The sequence below is a fragment of the Vibrio sp. RC586 genome (genome assembly GCF_000176715.1).
Taxonomy (GTDB): domain Bacteria; phylum Pseudomonadota; class Gammaproteobacteria; order Enterobacterales; family Vibrionaceae; genus Vibrio.
Map to the genome: position 1 here is coordinate 12,980 of NZ_ADBD01000011.1, position 18,573 is coordinate 31,552.

The 18,573-nt window shown below is 49.9% G+C and carries 19 protein-coding genes; 13 read left to right on the plus strand and 6 right to left on the minus strand.

The features are described 5' to 3' along the window. Positions 1–119: 119 nt before the first annotated feature. Positions 120–2,078 (minus strand): ligand-gated channel protein, encoded by a 1,959-nt coding sequence (locus VOA_RS05675; protein ID WP_000086453.1) that lies wholly within the window; start codon positions 2,076–2,078, stop codon positions 120–122. A 144-nt stretch (positions 2,079–2,222) separates the two neighbouring features. Between VOA_RS05675 and VOA_RS05670 the strand changes: the two genes are divergently transcribed. Continuing rightward, positions 2,223–3,119, plus strand: a complete 897-nt coding sequence (locus VOA_RS05670) for a LysR family transcriptional regulator (protein WP_009356064.1) — start codon at positions 2,223–2,225, stop codon at positions 3,117–3,119. A 66-nt stretch (positions 3,120–3,185) separates the two neighbouring features. Here the strand turns inward: VOA_RS05670 and tkt are convergent, their stop codons facing one another. Further along, a complete protein-coding gene (gene tkt / locus VOA_RS05665; RefSeq protein WP_000098702.1) occupies positions 3,186–5,183 on the minus strand; it encodes a transketolase in 1,998 nt (665 codons plus the stop codon). Positions 5,184–5,512: 329 nt separating this feature from the next. On the opposite strand from tkt, the gene metK reads away from it, so the two are divergent. The 7 genes from metK (at position 5,513) to ruvX (ending at position 11,033) form a co-directional block, all read left to right on the plus strand. Further along, a complete protein-coding gene (gene metK / locus VOA_RS05655; RefSeq protein WP_000985187.1) occupies positions 5,513–6,670 on the plus strand; it encodes a methionine adenosyltransferase in 1,158 nt (385 codons plus the stop codon). 122 nt (positions 6,671–6,792) lie between these two features. After that, positions 6,793–7,281, plus strand: a complete 489-nt coding sequence (locus VOA_RS05650; protein WP_000251291.1) for a SprT family zinc-dependent metalloprotease — start codon at positions 6,793–6,795, stop codon at positions 7,279–7,281. A gap of 127 nt (positions 7,282–7,408) precedes the next feature. Further along, positions 7,409–8,104, plus strand: a complete 696-nt coding sequence (xds, locus tag VOA_RS05645; protein ID WP_000972586.1) for an extracellular deoxyribonuclease Dns — start codon at positions 7,409–7,411, stop codon at positions 8,102–8,104. Between the two features lie 138 nt (positions 8,105–8,242). Beyond that, a complete protein-coding gene (rsmE, locus tag VOA_RS05640; RefSeq protein ID WP_001222506.1) occupies positions 8,243–8,974 on the plus strand; it encodes a 16S rRNA (uracil(1498)-N(3))-methyltransferase in 732 nt (243 codons plus the stop codon). Between the two features lie 13 nt (positions 8,975–8,987). After that, entirely contained in the window at positions 8,988–9,944 is a 957-nt protein-coding gene (gshB, locus tag VOA_RS05635; RefSeq protein ID WP_000593309.1) for a glutathione synthase, read from the plus strand. A gap of 35 nt (positions 9,945–9,979) precedes the next feature. After that, the gene (locus VOA_RS05630) at positions 9,980–10,543 is read left to right on the plus strand and encodes a YqgE/AlgH family protein (RefSeq protein WP_001054767.1); all 564 of its coding nucleotides are present in this window, start codon (positions 9,980–9,982) and stop codon (positions 10,541–10,543) included. Between the two features lie 67 nt (positions 10,544–10,610). Further along, the gene (ruvX, locus tag VOA_RS05625) at positions 10,611–11,033 is read left to right on the plus strand and encodes a Holliday junction resolvase RuvX (protein ID WP_000091871.1); all 423 of its coding nucleotides are present in this window, start codon (positions 10,611–10,613) and stop codon (positions 11,031–11,033) included. A gap of 25 nt (positions 11,034–11,058) precedes the next feature. Here ruvX and tyrS read toward each other — a convergent pair whose 3' ends face one another. From tyrS to VOA_RS05605, 4 genes are all read right to left on the minus strand, one after another. Beyond that, positions 11,059–12,339, minus strand: a complete 1,281-nt coding sequence (tyrS, locus tag VOA_RS05620; RefSeq protein ID WP_001088165.1) for a tyrosine--tRNA ligase — start codon at positions 12,337–12,339, stop codon at positions 11,059–11,061. A gap of 108 nt (positions 12,340–12,447) precedes the next feature. Then, positions 12,448–13,245: a helix-turn-helix transcriptional regulator gene (locus VOA_RS05615; RefSeq protein ID WP_001123232.1), complete on the minus strand. Its 798-nt coding sequence runs from the start codon at positions 13,243–13,245 to the stop codon at positions 12,448–12,450. A 118-nt stretch (positions 13,246–13,363) separates the two neighbouring features. Then, positions 13,364–14,470: a PilT/PilU family type 4a pilus ATPase gene (locus VOA_RS05610; RefSeq protein WP_000422568.1), complete on the minus strand. Its 1,107-nt coding sequence runs from the start codon at positions 14,468–14,470 to the stop codon at positions 13,364–13,366. A 14-nt stretch (positions 14,471–14,484) separates the two neighbouring features. Continuing rightward, positions 14,485–15,522 carry a type IV pilus twitching motility protein PilT gene (locus VOA_RS05605; RefSeq protein WP_000350203.1) on the minus strand — a complete coding sequence of 346 codons (1,038 nt, stop codon included), beginning with the start codon at positions 15,520–15,522 and terminating at the stop codon, positions 14,485–14,487. A 25-nt stretch (positions 15,523–15,547) separates the two neighbouring features. Between VOA_RS05605 and VOA_RS05600 the strand changes: the two genes are divergently transcribed. The 5 genes from VOA_RS05600 to VOA_RS05580 are packed head-to-tail and all read left to right on the plus strand — an operon-like array spanning position 15,548 to position 18,508. Further along, positions 15,548–16,258, plus strand: a complete 711-nt coding sequence (locus VOA_RS05600; RefSeq protein ID WP_001256639.1) for a YggS family pyridoxal phosphate-dependent enzyme — start codon at positions 15,548–15,550, stop codon at positions 16,256–16,258. 52 nt (positions 16,259–16,310) lie between these two features. Next, complete coding sequence (gene proC, locus VOA_RS05595) at positions 16,311–17,129, plus strand: pyrroline-5-carboxylate reductase (RefSeq protein ID WP_000437957.1); 819 nt, start codon at positions 16,311–16,313, stop codon at positions 17,127–17,129. A gap of 54 nt (positions 17,130–17,183) precedes the next feature. Continuing rightward, positions 17,184–17,741, plus strand: a complete 558-nt coding sequence (locus VOA_RS05590; protein WP_009356065.1) for a YggT family protein — start codon at positions 17,184–17,186, stop codon at positions 17,739–17,741. After that, positions 17,741–18,031, plus strand: coding sequence for a DUF167 family protein YggU (gene yggU, locus VOA_RS05585; RefSeq protein ID WP_000741919.1), 291 nt, complete (start codon positions 17,741–17,743; stop codon positions 18,029–18,031). The genes VOA_RS05590 and yggU overlap by 1 nt, the downstream gene beginning before the upstream one ends. 45 nt (positions 18,032–18,076) lie before the next feature. Further along, positions 18,077–18,508 (plus strand): DUF4426 domain-containing protein, encoded by a 432-nt coding sequence (locus tag VOA_RS05580; protein WP_001233671.1) that lies wholly within the window; start codon positions 18,077–18,079, stop codon positions 18,506–18,508. Positions 18,509–18,573 lie beyond the last annotated feature (65 nt).

An 18,573-nucleotide genomic window follows, 5' to 3' on the forward strand; every position in this document is an offset into this window, starting at 1 on the left:
AATAGTAACCGATACTCTAGGCTTTGGCACGGCGATCCTGTGCAATAAATGATTCCACCGCCGATCGCAAAACACACAGAGGATTGGCGCTGCCGCCAATCCTCATGAACCTCTAGCAATTAGAAGGCGATGTCTAAGCCCAACCAGTAGCGGCGACCATCTTCGACATAGCCATACTCCGCGTAATTCACCTCTTGATCAAACAGGTTGTACACCGCAGTTTTAATCGTTGCGGTATCGGTGAGTGCGTAAGTCACGCCAGTATCGATAAAGGTGTAGCTTGGCGCGATAAAATCATTGTTCGATGCCCCACCTTCCGGCTGCATCTCCTTGCCACGATAGTTGAGGTTAGCCCAACTGTTTAGGCGATCTGTGGTTTGCCAGCTCAAGTTGGCATTAAACAGGTGCTTAGGTAACTGCAATAGTGGACGGCCAGCAAAATTCCCTGATTTTTGCTCCGAATGGGTGTAAGTGTAGCTAGACGATAGCTCAACGTTTTCGGTGATCGGCAGACTTAACGTTGCCTCTGCGCCATAGGTTTCCGCTTCATCAATATTCACACGATAAGTAGGATCTGCCCCCCATTGGTTTGGCCCATCAGTACAGATATTGGCAGGGCAAGCAACGCGAGTGATCTTATCTTGAAAATCATTATGGAAAGCGGTCAACGATGCCGCGAGACCCGTGCCAGCGCTGTACACCAAGCTCAACTCTTTATTAACCGATGTTTCAGGCTTGAGATTCGGGTTACCGTAAATATTACCGCCGCCACTGACTTGTCCCCAATCCGGTGTCACCTCGCGCAACTGTGGCGCGCGGAAGCCAGTTGAAACACCACCTTTCACTGTCCATGCTGAATCTAAATTCCACACTCCATAAACACGTGGGCTGAAATGGCTGCCGTAGTTTTTGTCATGATCCAGACGACCACCAAAAGTTAGGCGGAATTGCTCTGCAAGCGCCCATTCATCTTCAATAAATCCCGCCCATTGAGCATTGGAGATATGAGTGCGAGACGAAATTTTGTTGGAGGTTTTATCCTCTAAACTTTCGTGTTTACCTTCCACACCAAAGCTCAACATGTGCTCACCAATAGGAGCCACTAACGTGGATTTGAACACCGCATTATCAATACTCATCTCACGAGACTGATTGGTGTTTTCTTCATATTGCAGATAGGTATCGGACTGCCCAACGTTTTGCCAATCCCCTTGGTGAGAAACCGCAATATGGTTGCGGCGGTACTGGTTATCGGTGTTGCTGCACGTACCACGACATCCGCTCGATTGCGCCGACTTGCCCACGTTATTTTCGCGGTCTTGGGCTGATATTCCCGCTTCCAGTTGCAGTTGATGATCTGGATTGAGCTGATAGTTAAGCTTTGAAGTTAAGCTGCGCAGCGATTTATCACCATAGCCACGCTCAATCTCATCTTCATCACGTTGCGTGGTTTGTCCATAGACTTGCAGCGATAGAGCATCACTTAGAGGGCCTGTCACAAAAAAGTTAGCGCTCTGCTCATCGCCTGAGGCGCGATTCTCTTGAACCACAGTGGATAACTGAACATTTCCCGACCACTGCTGCTGATCTTTACGAGTGATGATGTTGATCACGCCGCCAATCGCATCCGAGCCGTACAACGTAGACATCGGGCCGCGGATCACCTCGATACGCTCAATTGCTTGCAGAGGCGGCAACCAACCTTGTTCGATGCCCGGACCATCGCTATTGGGACGGGTCTGACGTGAGGTTTGACGTTTACCATCCACCAAAATCAAAGTGTAGCTTGAGCCCATACCACGAATGCTGATGTCGGTCTTGTCTCCGCCGCCCGTCACGGTTACGCCCGGAACACCTTTTAGTGCATCAGTCACATCACGGTAATAGCGAGATTCCAGATCTTCTCTTGAAATCACACTGATACTGGCTGGCGCATTTTGAATGGATTGCGCGTATCCCGCTGCAGTGACCACCATGGTTTCATCAGCTTTCGTCGCTTCTTGAGCAAAAGCGCTAGCCGAAAACATTAAGCCTAGTGTCACAGATAAACTGACGGGGGATGGATTGTGTCTGGACATTTACCTCTCCTTTAAATGATAATCATTCTTAATTTCAAAGGCGGATTATTCATATATTCTGTACTGGAGATAGATCGACACATGGAATAGTACGGACCAAATATGGAACGTCTGATGTCATTATCCTTTAAGAGTCAAACAGCTATGCAAGATCTCAGCGCCGTAAAAGCCTTCTATGCACTTTGCCAACATAAAAGCCTGACAGCCGCCGCCAAAGCACTTGAGCAGCCTAAGTCAACCTTGAGTCGCCGCTTGGCACAGCTAGAGGAAGATTTAGGACAAAGTTTGTTAATGAGGCAGGGCAACCGCTTAACGCTCACCAAAGCGGGGGAAGTGTTTGCGGTTTACTCTGAGCAGTTACTTGAACTGGCACATAAAAGTCAGGAAGCGTTGCAAGAATTGAATAATCAAGTCACTGGTGAACTCACGTTGGTCGTGCACCCGAATTTGATCCGTGGTTGGCTCAGCCAAGTGTTGGATGAGTTTATGCAGCAGCATTCGACATTGAAGATCCGTTTACTCAGCCAGTTTCAACATGGTGATGAAGTGTTCGAGCCAGACTTAATTCTCTGGATTGATAGCACCACTCCTATGGGCTATCGCAAAGAGCGGCTTGGCCAGTGGCGATACGCCGCCTACGCCTCTCCCAATTATTTGGCCTATAGAGATAAACCCAATCACCCACAAGAGCTTATCCATCATCCGTGGATTGATTTTATTGCGTTTCGACAAGCTGCAGTTGCATTGCATCATCCACAGCTCGGCAGCTATGAATTACCTGCACTAGAGAGCCGTTTGCAAAGTGATAATCTTGCGATGCAAGCCGATGCGATTGCCAAAGGTCGCGGTATTGGTTTACTCCCTACTTGGTTTGCTAATGGGTTTGAACATGCCCATCCGGGCAGTGTGATCTCATGCGTTGATGGGTGGCAATCTCGACCCGCAGAGATCAACTGCTTTTATCCGCTCGGTCGTCACCCACTTCGGCTGCGCCTATTTATTGATGCACTACGCCAAGCAAGGCCTGATGAGTGGCAATAAAAAATCCCGCCGCAGCGAGATTTTTTATCATCGATTTTTCTTTGCTTAACAAAGAGCGACTTTTAATTACGCCAGCAGTTCTTTGGCTTGTTTCACAACATTTTCAGTCGTGAAACCAAACAGTTTGAACAATTCACCGGCTGGTGCTGATTCGCCGAAGCTGGTCATACCGATGATGCGACCACCAAAGCCAACATACTTGTACCAGAAGTCGGCAATGCCGGCTTCAATCGCGATACGCTTGGTCACTGCCGCTGGCAGTACGGCTTCGCGGTAAGCGGCATCTTGCTTGTCAAACGCGTCGGTCGATGGCATAGACACAACACGTACTGCTTTGCCTTCGGCGCTCAGTTGCTCGTAAGCGGCAACCGCGAGTTCCACTTCAGAGCCAGTCGCAATCAGAATCAGTTCAGGTTGGCCTGCGCAATCTTTCAGGATGTAACCGCCTTTGGCGATGTTCGCGACTTGCTCAGCACTGCGTGGTTGCTGCGCGAGATTTTGACGCGAGAAAATCAGCGCAGATGGCGCATCTTTACGCTCGATGGCCAGTTTCCAAGCCACTGCCGATTCTACTTGGTCACACGGACGCCATGTGCTCATGTTTGGCGTCATACGCAGAGAAGCGATTTGCTCAACCGGTTGGTGAGTTGGGCCATCTTCGCCCAGACCAATCGAGTCGTGCGTGTACACTTGGATGTTTTGCACTTTCATCAGTGCCGCCATACGCATCGCGTTACGCGCGTATTCCATAAACATCAGGAAGGTCGCACCGTAAGGCACAAAGCCACCGTGCAGCGCGATACCGTTGATGATGGCGGTCATACCAAACTCACGTACACCGTAGTGGATGTAGTTGCCTGAGAAGTCTTCTGCTGTCAGTGACTTAGAGCCAGACCACATAGTAAGGTTAGAAGGCGCCAAGTCAGCAGAACCACCCATAAATTCTGGCAGCAGTTTGCCGAACGCTTCCAACGCGTTTTGTGATGCTTTACGCGATGCAATATTCGCAGGGTTAGCTTGCAGGTTAGCGATAATTTCGCTGGTTGCCGCTTCCCAATTCGCTGGCAATTCGCCTGCTACGCGGCGCTTGTATTCAGCGGCTTCGGCTGGATAAGCTTTCGCGTAAGCCGCGAATTTCTCATCCCAAGCGGCTTCTTTGCTTGCGCCTGCTTGTTTAGCATCCCACGCTGCGTAGATGTCAGCCGGGATTTCAAACGGAGCGTATTCCCAACCTAAGAATTCACGCGCAGCTTTGATTTCATCGTTGCCCAGAGGCGCGCCGTGACAGTCGTGTGAACCCGCTTTGTTTGGAGAGCCAAAACCGATGATGGTTTTGGTACAAATCAGCGTTGGGCGAGACGTTTCTGCTTTCGCCGCTTCAATCGCAGCGTTAATGGCATCTGCATCGTGACCATCAACCGCTGGGATCACATGCCAGCCGTAGGCTTCAAAACGTTTTGGTGTGTCGTCTGAGAACCAGCCTTCCACGTGACCATCAATAGAAATACCGTTGTCATCCCAGAACGCAATCAGTTTGCCCAGACCCAGCGTACCCGCCAGTGAACAGGCTTCGTGCGAGATACCTTCCATCAAACAGCCATCACCCATGAACACATAAGTGAAGTGGTCAACGATGTCGTGACCCGGTTTGTTGAACAGCGCGGCCAGAGCTTTCTCAGCCATCGCCATACCTACGGCATTGGTGATGCCTTGGCCTAGTGGGCCCGTAGTGGTTTCGATGCCCGGTGCGTAACCGTACTCTGGGTGACCCGGTGTTTTGGAGTGCAGTTGACGGAAGTTTTTCAAATCGTCAATCGACAGCTCGTAGCCGCTCAGGTGCAGCAGCGAGTAAATCAGCATTGAGCCATGGCCGTTAGACAGTACGAAACGGTCGCGGTCAGCCCAGTTGGGGTTTTGTGGATTGTGGTTCAAGTGTGAACGCCACAGCACTTCGGCGATATCCGCCATGCCCATTGGGGCTCCCGGGTGGCCAGAGTTAGCTTTTTGAACGCCGTCCATGCTCAGGGCGCGGATAGCATTGGCAAGTTGTTTGCGAGAAGACATGTCGGCTCCTAAATTGGAAGTAAGCGATATGAATGGATGCGAAAAATAAGTGGCGGCTATTGTCGCAAAGCCCCCCTGCTGCTGCAAACGATTTACTGGTGCTTTGCTCCGATTTTGTCACACTTTTTAGCACATTCTCGCTTTGTAGTGGCAAAGCTGACTTTTTTAAGCAAACGTTTGGTTATGGGCTAAACAGAAAAAGAGCTTGTAATTTGAGCGTTCGACACTAAAATAGCCGTCTAGATGTAGAAACGCCTACAAAATGTACGAAATTAATCGGTAGCGCCACTTCATGCCGTTACCGAATAACCACAAATATTGGAGCTATCATGGCGATTAAGCACCTGTTTACTTCAGAATCAGTATCAGAAGGCCATCCAGATAAAATTGCAGACCAGATCTCTGATGCAGTGTTGGACGCGATTCTTGAGCAAGATCCTAAAGCTCGCGTTGCTTGCGAAACTTACGTAAAAACTGGCATGGTGATGGTAGGTGGTGAAATCACTACTTCCGCTTGGGTTGATATCGAAGAGTTAACTCGTCAAACCGTTCGTGAAATTGGTTACGTGCACTCAGACATGGGCTTTGATGCCAACTCTTGTGCGGTACTGAACACCATCGGTAAGCAATCGCCAGACATCAACCAAGGTGTTGATAAAGCCGATCCTAAAGAGCAAGGCGCAGGCGACCAAGGCATCATGTTTGGTTATGCGACCAACGAAACTGAAGTGCTGATGCCAGCACCGATCACCTACGCACATCGTCTGATGCAACGCCAAGCAGAAGTTCGTAAAAACGGCACGCTGCCATGGTTGCGTCCTGATGCAAAATCTCAGGTGACCTTCCAGTACGACCAAGGCAAGATTGTGGGTATTGATGCCGTGGTTCTGTCTACTCAGCACTGTGACTCTATTTCAACGCCAGATCTGCGTGAAGCGGTGATGGAAGAGATCATCAAGCCAGTTCTGCCAGCAGAATGGTTGAGCAAAGAGACCAAATACTTCATCAACCCAACCGGCCGTTTCGTTATCGGTGGTCCAATGGGTGACTGTGGTCTGACCGGTCGTAAGATCATCGTTGATACCTACGGCGGCGCAGCGCGTCACGGTGGCGGTGCATTCTCTGGTAAGGATCCATCCAAGGTTGACCGTTCAGCGGCTTACGCAGCGCGTTACGTTGCGAAAAACATCGTTGCTGCTGGTATGGCTGATCGTTGTGAAATCCAACTCTCTTACGCAATCGGTGTTGCTGATCCAACGTCTATCATGGTGGAAACTTTCGGTACTGAGAAAGTGTCGCAAGAGATCATCATTGAAGCCGTTCGCCAGTTCTTCGACCTGCGTCCATACGGTCTGCAAGAGATGCTGAACCTGCTGCAACCTATCTACAAGAAAACCGCAGCTTACGGTCACTTCGGCCGTGAAGAGTTTCCTTGGGAAGCGACAGACAAAGCCGCGCTACTGCGTGACTTCGCTGGTCTAAAATAAGCATTGATTTCAAGTCATCGCTGACAAACGGCGAAGATTGCAATACAGTTCAAGGCCCTTTCTCATGAAAGGGCCTTTTTTATGAGTTCGATGATAGGGTTTTTAGAGGTAGAAATTCGCTAATGGTTCGTTTTGATCTGCACTGCCAAGCTGAGCAGAAAATCAAACAGTGTATCGCCACCGCCAGCGAGACTTTGCAACGCCCTTTTAAACTACCTAAGCTCAACTACCGTTTACGCGGGCGCGCCGCGGGTAAAGCCTATTTACAGCTGTGGGAAATCCGTCTTAATCCGGTGCTGTTTGCCGAAAACGTCGATGACTTCCTCCAGCAAGTGATCCCACACGAAATCGCGCATCTGATTACGTATCAGCTTTATGGACGAGTACGTCCACACGGCGTCGAATGGCAACAAGTGATGAGCCAAGTCTTTAATCTTGAGCCGAAAACCACCCACACGTTTTCTGTCGCTTCAGTACAGGGCAAAACCTTCCATTACCGCTGTGCGTGTCGTGAATACCCGCTCACCATTCGTCGCCACAATAAAGTATTGCGCGGTGAAGCCACCTATCGCTGCCAAAGCTGCCAACAAAACTTGATCTACCAAGCCTAACCTTTGATTGGCTGCGGCCACCTCTTTAGGCTTTGCCTTGCTCTCGCTAAAAACTAACAAAAGCATCAACGACAAAGGCAATTTATGAGTGTTAAACTGATAAAAAACCTACTTATCTACGTCTTTCATGATGATTTTTCGTTTCGTTACCACGCTTGCTGCTAGCTTGCCTCTGCTCACCTTTGCCGCTCCCATCTCGTTTAGTCATGCGAAAAATGAAGCGGTGAAGATTTATAAGGATCATCCGGTCTCTTTTTACTGCGGCTGTGAGATTCGCTGGCAAGGTAAAAAAGGCATCCCAGATTTGGAGAGTTGCGGCTATCAAGTGCGTAAAAATGAGAATCGCGCTTCGCGGATTGAATGGGAACATGTGGTGCCGGCTTGGCAATTTGGTCATCAGTTGCAATGCTGGCAACAAGGTGGCCGTAAAAACTGCACCCGTACTAGCCCTGAGTTCAATCAGATGGAAGCGGATCTGCACAACCTCACTCCGGCGATTGGCGAAGTGAATGGCGATCGTTCCAACTTCGGTTTCAGTCAGTGGAATGGAATTGATGGCGTCACCTACGGCCAGTGCGAAATGCAAGTAAACTTCAAAGAGCGCACAGCCATGCCGCCAGAGCGTGCACGCGGGGCGATTGCGCGTACATATCTGTACATGAGTGAGCAGTACGGTTTGCGACTTTCCAAAGCGCAAAACCAATTAATGCAGGCGTGGAGTAATCAGTATCCGGTCAGCGAATGGGAATGTGTGCGTGACCAACGGATTGAAAAAGTGCAAGGCAACTCGAACCGCTTTGTGCGTGAACAATGCCCGAACTGATGGGCAGAATCTCACCCTGCCCCCTTGTATTTTGCCCCACTTGCATCCATGTTAGAGGCCAGATATCCCTCTTCCAACTGAAGTTGCCGCTTTACGTTGGAAGACGGTAACCTCGTTTAATGATTAGGAATTATCCGCATGCGCATCCCACGAATTTATCATCCAGAACCGATCCACCAGCTTAGCACCGTAGCCCTGAGTGAAGATGCCGCAGGGCATATCGGTCGCGTATTGCGTATGCAAGCTGGGCAAGAAGTGCTGCTGTTTGATGGTTTTGGGGCTGAATTCCCAGCCGTGATCAGTGAAGTTGGCAAAAAACAGGTATTGGTCAATATCACAGCGCGCGTGGAAAACAGTATTGAATCGCCCCTCGATCTGCATCTTGGTCAGGTGATTTCACGCGGCGATAAGATGGAGTTCACCATCCAAAAATCGGTGGAATTGGGCGTAACCACCATCACGCCTCTGCTTTCTGAGCGTTGTGGCGTGAAGTTGGATGAAAAACGCTTCGAGAAGAAGATCCAGCAGTGGCAGAAAATTGCGATCAGCGCTTGCGAGCAGTGTGGCCGTAATACCGTACCGGAAATCCGCCCAATTATGGATCTCGAAGCTTGGTGTGCAGAGCCAACCGAGGCACTGAAACTCAATTTGCACCCACGGGCTAAATACTCGATCAATACCTTACCTACCCCAGTGAGCAAAGTTCGTTTGCTGATTGGTCCTGAAGGCGGCTTGTCAGCGGAAGAAATTGATATGACTCGCCGTTACCAGTTTGAAGAAACCTTGTTAGGCCCACGCGTACTGCGCACAGAAACGGCGGCACTCACGGCGATAACTGCACTACAAGTTCGTTTCGGCGATCTTGGCTAAATGGAGATAAACCATGATTAAACTCGGTATTGTGATGGACCCCATCGCTTCCATTAACATCAAAAAAGATTCCAGCTTTGCCATGATGCTTGAAGCGCAGCGTCGCGGTTATGAAATCCATTATATGGAAATGAATGACCTACACTTAGAGCAAGGTGTGGCACTGGCCGATACTAAAGTTGTCGAGCTGAAAGAAGATCCCAACGGTTGGTATCAATTCAAATCCGAGCAAACCATCGCCCTTTCTGAATTGGATGCGATTTTAATGCGTAAGGATCCGCCGTTCGACACCGAATACATCTACGCAACGTACATTTTGGAACGTGCGGAAGATGAAGGCGTATTGGTGGTGAACAAACCACAAAGCCTACGCGATTGTAATGAAAAACTGTTCACCGCTTGGTTCCCAGAGCTGACGCCGATCACCATGGTGACGCGTAAAGCCGAAAAGATTAAAGCCTTCCGTGAACAGCATGGGGATGTGATTCTAAAACCCCTCGATGGTATGGGCGGTGCTTCGATTTTCCGCGTTAAAGAGGGCGATCCTAACCTCTCAGTGATCATCGAAACCTTAACCAATCACGGACAGAATTACTGCATGGCGCAGACCTTTGTGCCAGATATCAGCAACGGCGACAAACGCATTTTGGTAGTCGATGGTGAACCTATGCCTTACTGCTTGGCGCGAATTCCGGCCAAAGGGGAAACCCGCGGCAACTTAGCAGCCGGCGGTCGTGGAGAGCCACGCCCACTGAGTGAAACCGATAAGAAAATTGCCCTAGCGGTCGCACCGACCCTAAAAGAGAAAGGGCTATTGTTTGTAGGCTTGGATGTCATTGGCGATAAACTGACCGAAATTAACGTCACCAGCCCAACCTGTATTCGTGAGATTGAAGCTGCGTACGATATTTCAATCACAGGCAAGTTGATGGATGCCATCGAGCGTCGCCTTAAAGCGGGCGCGATGTGAGCACCCACAGCAGTGAAATAGAGGTTGGACACAGTATGAATCTTACCAATCATTTTCTGGTTGCCATGCCGAACATGAAGGATCCTTACTTCAAGCGCAGCGTGATTTATATCTGCGAGCACAACCAAGACGGCGCGATGGGGTTAATGATCAATGCGCCGATCGATATTACGGTCGGCGGCATGCTCAAGCAGGTCGATATCGAGCCGGCTTACCCACAGTCACACCAAGAGAGTCTGAAAAAGCCAGTGTTCAATGGGGGTCCGGTGTCGGAAGATCGTGGGTTTATTCTGCATCGTCCGCGCGATCACTACGAATCGAGCATGAACATGACTGATGACATCGCCGTCACAACCTCGAAGGATATTCTCACTGTACTCGGTACCGAGGCGGAACCTGAAGGCTACATTGTCGCGCTTGGCTATTCTGGTTGGTCTGCTGGACAGTTAGAGGTGGAACTCACCGAAAACTCGTGGCTCACCATAGAAGCGGATCCTGAGCTGATTTTTAACACGCCCGTGCATGAGAAGTGGCAAAAGGCGATCCAAAAACTCGGCATCTCCCCTGCGCAGCTTTCCAGCGACGCCGGACACGCCTAACCAAATCAAAGGCTGCGATCACGCAGCCTCATTTTTTACTGTCATTTTTTATTAAAAGAGAAACACCATGTCACGTACCGTTATGGCCTTTGATTACGGCACCAAAAGCATTGGCAGTGCAATCGGCCAAGAGATCACTGGCACGGCTTCACCGCTGAAAGCGTTTAAAGCCAATGATGGCATCCCGAATTGGGATGAAATTGAAAAGCAGATCAAAGAGTGGCAACCCAATTTATTGATTGTTGGCCTGCCCACCGATCTGCACGGCAAAGATCTGGAAACCATCACCCCACGCGCGAAGAAATTTGCCCAGCGTTTGCATGGCCGTTTTGGTTTGCCAGTGGAACTGCATGATGAGCGCCTTTCCACCACCGAAGCGCGCGCAGAACTGTTCGCGATGGGCGGTTACAAAGCACTGAGCAAAGGCAATGTTGACTGCCAATCGGCGGTGATCATTCTAGAGAGTTGGTTTGAAAGTCAGTGGGGCTAAACCCCACTGCTTCTATCAAACGATTTTACTCGGCCAATCCATCTAATTTGATCAAGGCAAACTGCTTCTTACCGCGTTGCAGCACGTAGTAGCGATCAAACAGTGCAAAGCCGGATAACACACCTTCTTGTTGTACTCGCTCACCATTGACACGGATCGCCCCATTCTCCAACCACTCGCGCGCTTGGCGCTTGGAACTGGCTAAGCCTGAGGTGATCAGCAAATCGAGTAAGGTGTCGCTGCGTGATGCCGCCACACAAGGCAAGCCATCCAACTCTAACTGAGACAACTCACTCAAGCTGAGATAGCTGACATCGCCGCTAAACAGCGCTTGAGTAATCCGCTGCGCCGCAGCGAGTCCCTCTTCACCATGCACAAAACGGGTCACCTGTTCCGCCAAAATCTGCTGCGCTTGTGGCTTGCCTGTACGTAACGCATCGGCTTGGCGAATGCCCTCAATCTCAGCCGAGCTCAAAAAGGTGTAATACGCTAAAAAGCGGTACACATCCGCATCATCACTGTTTAACCAAAACTGGTAAAAGCGGTACGGCGAAGTTTTGCTGCTCTCAAGCCACACTGCACCACTTTCGGTTTTACCAAATTTAGTGCCATCGGATTTGGTAATGAGCGGCAGAGTTAAACCACACACCTCAACCCCATTCAGGCGACGGGTCAAATCAATCCCGCTGACAATATTGCCCCACTGATCATTGCCGCCAATTTGCAGCGCACAGCCAAACTCACGATTGAGATGCGCAAAGTCATAAGATTGCAGCAAAGAGTAACTGAACTCCGTAAAAGAGATGCCTTGATCCGGACGCGCCAAACGCTGCTTCACCGATTCACGATTGATCATGGTATTGACTGAAAAGTGCTTGCCCACATCTCGGAAAAAATCGATCAGATTGATCTTGCCGATCCAATCAGCATTGTTGACGGTAATGAGCGGTGCTAGATTCTCGCTCTGCGAGGTCATCAATTGCGTGATTTGTTGGCTTAAATCACTCACCCACTGTTGCACAGTTTGCGCACTATTGAGCACCCGCTCGTTGGCTTTGAAGCTTGGATCGCCAATCATGCCCGTTGCACCACCGATAAGCGCAATCGCTTGGTGTCCGGCGTTTTGAAAACGCTTAAGCATCAGCAGTGGCACCAAATGACCAATGTGCAAACTGCCTGCGGTGGGGTCAAAACCGCAATACAGCACTTGCGGCGTAGTAAAGCGCTCAACCAGCGCCTCCAGAGGTGTGCTTTGCGCGATCAAACCGCGCTGCTGTAAATCATCAAAAAGTTGCTGTGAATTCATTCTGCCTCCCAAAAGTCTTGGCAAGCAGAGTAACCAACTTTAAACCTGAGGAGCGATGTCCCTAAAGGGACAATCTTGGTAATTGATGACCGAAGGAAGAGAGACAGCCTAATCCGCGGCAACGCCAATCAGATGATTGAGAAACAGTTGAAACAGCTCGCTTAACGAGCTGACATGCAGCTGCGCATAGATGCGTTTGCGATGATTTTTGACTGTGCCGTGGCTGATGGCCAGTGCCTCGGCAATCTCTTGTGAGTCTAAACCTTGGATGAGCAGTGCGGTGATCTCCTGCTCTCGCGGGCTTAAACGCTGCGCGCCAAAACTCTGGATTGCCTGTTCAACCCAAGTCCGTAACTCTTGGCTTGGCTGCGCACTTTCCGCTAACCGCAGTGGCTGCTGCTGCCAATGCTGCTGACACAAGGCTTGCAACACGGTAAACCGCTGTTGCAACGCGGTAATCTGTTCGCGTGGAAAAGAGCGCGGCTTAAAGCAGCCGAGATACACCACAATCGAACGCTCGCCATCGAGATTGACCACCAAACTCACTTCATCTTGCCAACCGGTTTGCGCATAAAACTGGTGTTGATAGGCTTTTTGCTGTGGATTGAGCGGCATTAAATCGGAAAGATGAAACACCCCTGAACGCGTGTTGTGCTGCAAAGCGCTATAGAAAGGATCATCAAGATAAGCATGAGTCAGATAACGCTGAAACAGCAGCTCACGCTGGGTCGAGAGCGAGTCATACAGATAAATCGGATGTTTGTTGGGGCGATAGCCCAAGATCACCGCGCAATCAAAATCAGCAATACAACGCAACACAACCACGAGTCGGGAAGTAAATTGCGGCGTCTTTAACGCCGCAATCGCGTCACCTAATGCGAGATATTCTTGAGTCGTGATCGGCATGCGCACTCACCCCATTCAACCGAGAAAGTGGCAGTATGCCCAATCCAGACTCGAAGCTCTATCCCAAACTCGCTTGAGTTGCAGGGAGTGAAAGCAAAGCGCCCAAAGCAACCCACCGCTACTCCATATCAATCTTCACATTCTGCAAAGAGCCGCTGCCGTAGTTATCACCACGCTTAGTTTTGAGCATCAAGCGCAGATCATTAGCCGAATCGGCACTGTGCAGGGCATCTTGCTCACTAATTTTGTCATCCACCACTAGCTGGTATAAGGCTTGGTCGAAGGTCTGCATGCCTACTTCTTTGGAACGCGCCATGGTCGTTTTCAGCTCATGCAGTTCGCCGCGGCGAATCAAATCCGCGACTCGTGGACTATTGAGCAAAACTTCAAACACTCCATGTCGCCCTTTGCCGTTTTTATCGCGCAACAGTTGCTGACCAATCACCCCTTTTAGGTTGAGTGACAGGTCGAGCAAGAACTGCTCACGCTGCTCTTTCGGCACTAAATGCAAAATCCGCTCTAACGCTTGGTTAGCATTGTTGGCGTGCAAAGTGGCCATACACAAATGACCAGTTTCCGCGAAAGTCATCGCGTATTCCATGGTTTCTCGGCTGCGGATTTCACCAATCAAAATCATATCCGGCGCTTGGCGCAGCGAGTTTTTCAGCGCGATTTCATAGCTTTCAGTATCGAGCCCGACTTCTCGTTGAGTCACGATGCAGCGCTTGTGTTCATGCACAAACTCAATCGGATCTTCAACTGTCAAGATATGTCCGGTACGGTGCTGATTACGATACCCCGTCATTGCCGCCATAGTGGTCGACTTACCTGACCCCGTAGCACCCACTACTAAGACTAAACCGCGTTTCGCGATCGCTAAATTTTGCAGCACTTCAGGCAATTTCAGCTCTTCAAAGGTGGGAATACGCGTTTCAATCCGGCGGATCACCGCGCCCGGCAATTCACGTTGGAAAAACGCGCTGACCCGAAAACGGCCACTGTCACGCACCACCGCAAAGTTCGCTTCACGCGTCTGCTTAAATTCTGCTTGCCGCGCGTCATCCATCATCGCATTCAACAAGGTGGTGACATCCGGCAAGCTGAGCTCTTCACCTTGCGCACGCAATTCGCCATCGACTCGATATAAAATCGGCGCTCCCACGGTGATGTAAAGATCCGATGCTTTATGGCTGAGCATCCCATCCAGATATTGATTTAACTCCATCGGTGTTTACCTACCTAAAATGCTTTTAAATCCAACTCGATTTTGCTCTGCACTTCTTGCGCATCGACCACACCACGCACCATCAGCTGTTTGGCATTTTGCTCCATGGTTTGCATACCATGTGCGGCACCGGTTTGGATGATCGAATACATCTGCGCCACTTTATCTTCACGGATCAAGTTCCGGATTGCCGGAGTCGCCAGCATAATTTCATGGCACGCAACGCGGCCACCACCCACGCGTTTTAAGAGCTTTTGCGCGATAACCGCACGCAGCGATTCAGACAGCATTGAACGCACCATGTCTTTATCGCTGCCCGGAAACACATCAATAATCCGGTCAATGGTTTTTGCCGCCGAGCTGGTGTGCAGTGTACCAAACACCAAGTGACCGGTTTCCGCTGCGGTAAGCGCCAAGCTAATGGTTTCTTGGTCACGCAGCTCACCAACCAGAATCACATCAGGGTCTTCACGCAATGCCGAGCGAAGGGCATTTTTAAAACTGTGAGTATCACGGTGTACTTCGCGTTGGTTGATCAAACACTTATTGTTGCTGTGCACAAATTCAATCGGATCTTCAATAGTCAAAATATGCTTATTGTGATGAGCATTCACGTAATCGACCATCGCCGCGAGCGTGGTGGATTTACCCGAACCGGTAGGTCCGGTGACCAACACTAAGCCTTTTTCATAGTTGGCGATCTTGGTGAAAATCTCAGGCGCTTCTAGCTGATCCAAAGTTGGGATCACGGTTGGAATGGTACGAAATACCGCCGAGCATCCGCGCGCTTGATGAAACGCATTAACCCGGAAGCGGCCAACGTTGGGTAACTCAAAAGAAAAATCGACTTCTAATTTTTCTTCATATTCACTGCGCTGGGCATCATTCATTATTTCAAATACCAAGCGATGTACGTCAGAATGGGTAAAAGCAGGCACGCCAAGCTTCCTAACTTCACCATCAATCCGTACCATAGGCGGAACACCGGCGGAAAGATGTAGATCTGACGCGTTATGCTTTACACTAAATTCCAGTAACTCAGCGATATCCATTTAAATTCCTTAATAAAGTCTGGCTATGCGTAGTATTCAACAAAATATTGAACATATCACTGCACAGATCGAAAGCGCACAACAAAAGTGTGGACGCGCTCGAAGCGCTGTGCAACTTCTCGCGGTAAGCAAAACTAAACCAATCGAGGCTATTCTTGAAGCGACTCAAGCAGGGCAACGCTGCTTTGGTGAAAATTATGTGCAAGAAGGCGTCGATAAAATCCGCTATTTTGCCGAGCATCATCCACAATTAGCGTTGGAGTGGCACTTTATCGGTCCACTACAGTCGAATAAAACGCGCTTAGTCGCGGAACATTTTGACTGGGTACACACCATTGAGCGCGAGAAAATTGCCTTGCGCCTCAATGAACAGCGCCCTGCGGGCATGCCGCCACTGCAAGTGCTGATTCAGGTCAATACCAGCGGTGAAGCCTCGAAATCCGGTATCGAACCGCAGCAATTATTTACATTAGCTGAATTGATTTCTGGCCTGCCAAACCTCACGTTAAGAGGACTGATGTCAATTCCTGAAAACGTACCGGATTACCCTGCGCAACTGGCAGCATTTACCCAATTAGCCGAATTGCAGCAAAAATTGGCTCAGAAATACCCACAAATTGATACCTTATCCATGGGCATGAGTGGCGATATGCAAGCCGCGATTGAAGCGGGCAGCACCATAGTGCGGATTGGTACGGCGATTTTTGGCGAGCGCGATTACAGCCGTAACGCTTAACGTTTGGGATGCTCGTTGCAACGAGTGCCCCTTTTAGATTTGAGAGTATCGAATGGAACAGAGAAGCATCGCCTTTATCGGCGCAGGGAACATGGCGCGCGCCATTATTGCGGGATTGATTGCCAGTGGTTATGCCGCAAATAACATCATCGCAACCGCGCCTTCACTCACGCGCCGCGAGCCTCTTGAAGCGCAATATGGCATTCGCACCACCAGCGATAACCTTGCTGCGGCGCAACAAGCCGATGTGGTGGTGTTAGCGGTCAAACCGCAACTGATGGCGGAGGTATGTAAGCCACTGCAAGCGGTCGATTTCTCTGGAAAATTAGTTATCTCGATTGCCGCGGGTGTCTCAGTAAAAAGACTCAATGAAATGCTGGCAACCCAGCTCAATTTAGTGCGTGTGATGCCAAATACCCCATCACTGGTGAACCGTGGTATGAGTGGCTTGTATGCGCCAGATTCAGTGAGCGAAGCGGATAAAAACTTTACCACTCAACTGATGCAAAGCGTCGGTGAAGTGTGCTGGGTAGAAAACGAATCTGGCATCAACAGCGTGATTGCCGCCGCAGGGAGTGCTCCTGCTTATTTCTTCTTGTTTATGCAAGCCATGCAGCAAGAGGCGATGGCGCAAGGCTTTGATGAAGCGACCGCGCGCTTGCTGGTACAACAATCGGCGCTCGGTGCCGCAGAAATGGTCAAAGCAAATCCAGAAACATCACTGACGACACTGCGTGAACAAGTAACATCAAAAGGCGGCACGACAGCGCAAGCGATCCAAACTTTTAATGATCACAAGCTTAGCGACATTGTCGCCAAAGCAATGCAAGCGGCCGTCGCTCGTGCGCAAGAAATGGAACAACTATTTTAATCTTAAGGCAGCTCTCATCAAGATGAGCAGCTGCCAAATCAATAAGGGCAACTTATGAATTCAATGAGCTTTCTCATCAATACCCTGTTTGACCTCTACATCATGGTGGTCATTTTGCGCATTTGGCTGCAAGCCGCGCGCGCTGATTTCTACAATCCGTTTTCTCAATTTATTGTTAAAGCCACACAGCCTGTGGTTGGCCCCCTACGCCGCGTGATCCCGTCATTGGGCAGCATGGACCTCGCCACCGTACTGTTTGCGTACGTACTCTGCGTGCTGAAATACGTGGCTTTGGTACTGATTGCCTCTGGCGGAGCCGTCACTTTCAGCGCTGACTTCCTATTCCTTGGCTTGCTCTCTCTGATCAAAGCCGCGGGAGGCTTACTGTTCTGGGTTCTCTTGATCCGCGCTATCCTAAGCTGGGTCAGCCAAGGCCGCAGCCCAATTGAGTACGTGTTCAATCAACTCACTGAACCTATGCTCGCACCAATCCGCCGCATTATTCCGGTGATGGGCGGCTTTGATCTCAGCGTACTGGTGCTGTTCATTGTGCTGCAATTTGCCAACTTCCTGATGGGTGATCTGATTGGCCCAATCTGGTATCAGTTGTAATGGCAGCCGTATGGCGCGAAGGGGATGATTTACTGCTGCGGCTCTATATTCAACCAAAAGCGAGCCGCGACAGCATTGTCGGCCTGCATGGTGAGGAACTCAAAGTCGCCATCACCGCGCCGCCGATTGATGGTAAAGCCAACGCACACTTGAGCAAGTATCTCGCCAAGCAGTGCAAAGTGGCGAAAGGTTCGGTGGTGATCGAAAAAGGCGAACTGGGACGCCACAAACAAGTGCGTATCCTACAACCAAGCCAGATCCCACCTGAAATTGCAGCACTGATTGAATAATCACACTCCCTCTCTGAGGGAGTTTTTTCACAAGGAGAATGAATTATGCGTAAATGGATGATGTCACTACTGCTCTCCCTATTGGCTTTGCCTGCTAGCGCAGAGCAGCTACAAACCATTAAAGATATTGAAGTGCACTATTCGGCATTCAACTCAACCTTTTTAACCCCGAAGGTGGCGAGCAGTTATCAGCTGACGCGCAACGGCTATACCGCAATTCTCAATATCAGCGTGTTAGATCGCGCGTCACTCGGTAAACCTGCAACCGAAGCCAAGCTGACCGGCCATGCCAAAAACCTGATTGGTAACTTGCGTGAACTGAGCTTTAAGCAAGTCAAAGAAGGCAACGCGATTTACTATTTGGCGGAAGTGCCGATCAGCAATGAAGAGATGCTGACCTTTGATATTGATGTCGATGCCGGTCTGAAAGGGGCGGGAAAACTGACCTTCAGCCAGAAGTTCTATACCGAACAGTAATTTTATAGAAGACATGGGGAATCTACGACGCAGCCGTCGGGTTTCCCCATATAAACCACAGAGAA

Coding starts and splice junctions, on each gene's coding strand:
- metK (WP_000985187.1), top strand. CDS start 5,513: ATGGCGATTAAGCACCTGTTTACTTCAGAATCAGTATCAGAAGGCCAT.
- VOA_RS05600 (WP_001256639.1), top strand. CDS start 15,548: ATGCGTAGTATTCAACAAAATATTGAACATATCACTGCACAGATCGAA.
- VOA_RS05670 (WP_009356064.1), top strand. CDS start 2,223: ATGCAAGATCTCAGCGCCGTAAAAGCCTTCTATGCACTTTGCCAACAT.
- rsmE (WP_001222506.1), top strand. CDS start 8,243: ATGCGCATCCCACGAATTTATCATCCAGAACCGATCCACCAGCTTAGC.
- VOA_RS05675 (WP_000086453.1), bottom strand. CDS start 2,078: ATGTCCAGACACAATCCATCCCCCGTCAGTTTATCTGTGACACTAGGC.
- proC (WP_000437957.1), top strand. CDS start 16,311: ATGGAACAGAGAAGCATCGCCTTTATCGGCGCAGGGAACATGGCGCGC.
- VOA_RS05630 (WP_001054767.1), top strand. CDS start 9,980: ATGAATCTTACCAATCATTTTCTGGTTGCCATGCCGAACATGAAGGAT.
- VOA_RS05605 (WP_000350203.1), bottom strand. CDS start 15,522: ATGGATATCGCTGAGTTACTGGAATTTAGTGTAAAGCATAACGCGTCA.
- xds (WP_000972586.1), top strand. CDS start 7,409: ATGATGATTTTTCGTTTCGTTACCACGCTTGCTGCTAGCTTGCCTCTG.
- ruvX (WP_000091871.1), top strand. CDS start 10,611: ATGTCACGTACCGTTATGGCCTTTGATTACGGCACCAAAAGCATTGGC.
- tkt (WP_000098702.1), bottom strand. CDS start 5,183: ATGTCTTCTCGCAAACAACTTGCCAATGCTATCCGCGCCCTGAGCATG.
- VOA_RS05590 (WP_009356065.1), top strand. CDS start 17,184: ATGAATTCAATGAGCTTTCTCATCAATACCCTGTTTGACCTCTACATC.
- VOA_RS05610 (WP_000422568.1), bottom strand. CDS start 14,470: ATGGAGTTAAATCAATATCTGGATGGGATGCTCAGCCATAAAGCATCG.
- tyrS (WP_001088165.1), bottom strand. CDS start 12,339: ATGAATTCACAGCAACTTTTTGATGATTTACAGCAGCGCGGTTTGATC.
- VOA_RS05580 (WP_001233671.1), top strand. CDS start 18,077: ATGCGTAAATGGATGATGTCACTACTGCTCTCCCTATTGGCTTTGCCT.
- VOA_RS05650 (WP_000251291.1), top strand. CDS start 6,793: ATGGTTCGTTTTGATCTGCACTGCCAAGCTGAGCAGAAAATCAAACAG.
- VOA_RS05615 (WP_001123232.1), bottom strand. CDS start 13,245: ATGCCGATCACGACTCAAGAATATCTCGCATTAGGTGACGCGATTGCG.
- yggU (WP_000741919.1), top strand. CDS start 17,741: ATGGCAGCCGTATGGCGCGAAGGGGATGATTTACTGCTGCGGCTCTAT.
- gshB (WP_000593309.1), top strand. CDS start 8,988: ATGATTAAACTCGGTATTGTGATGGACCCCATCGCTTCCATTAACATC.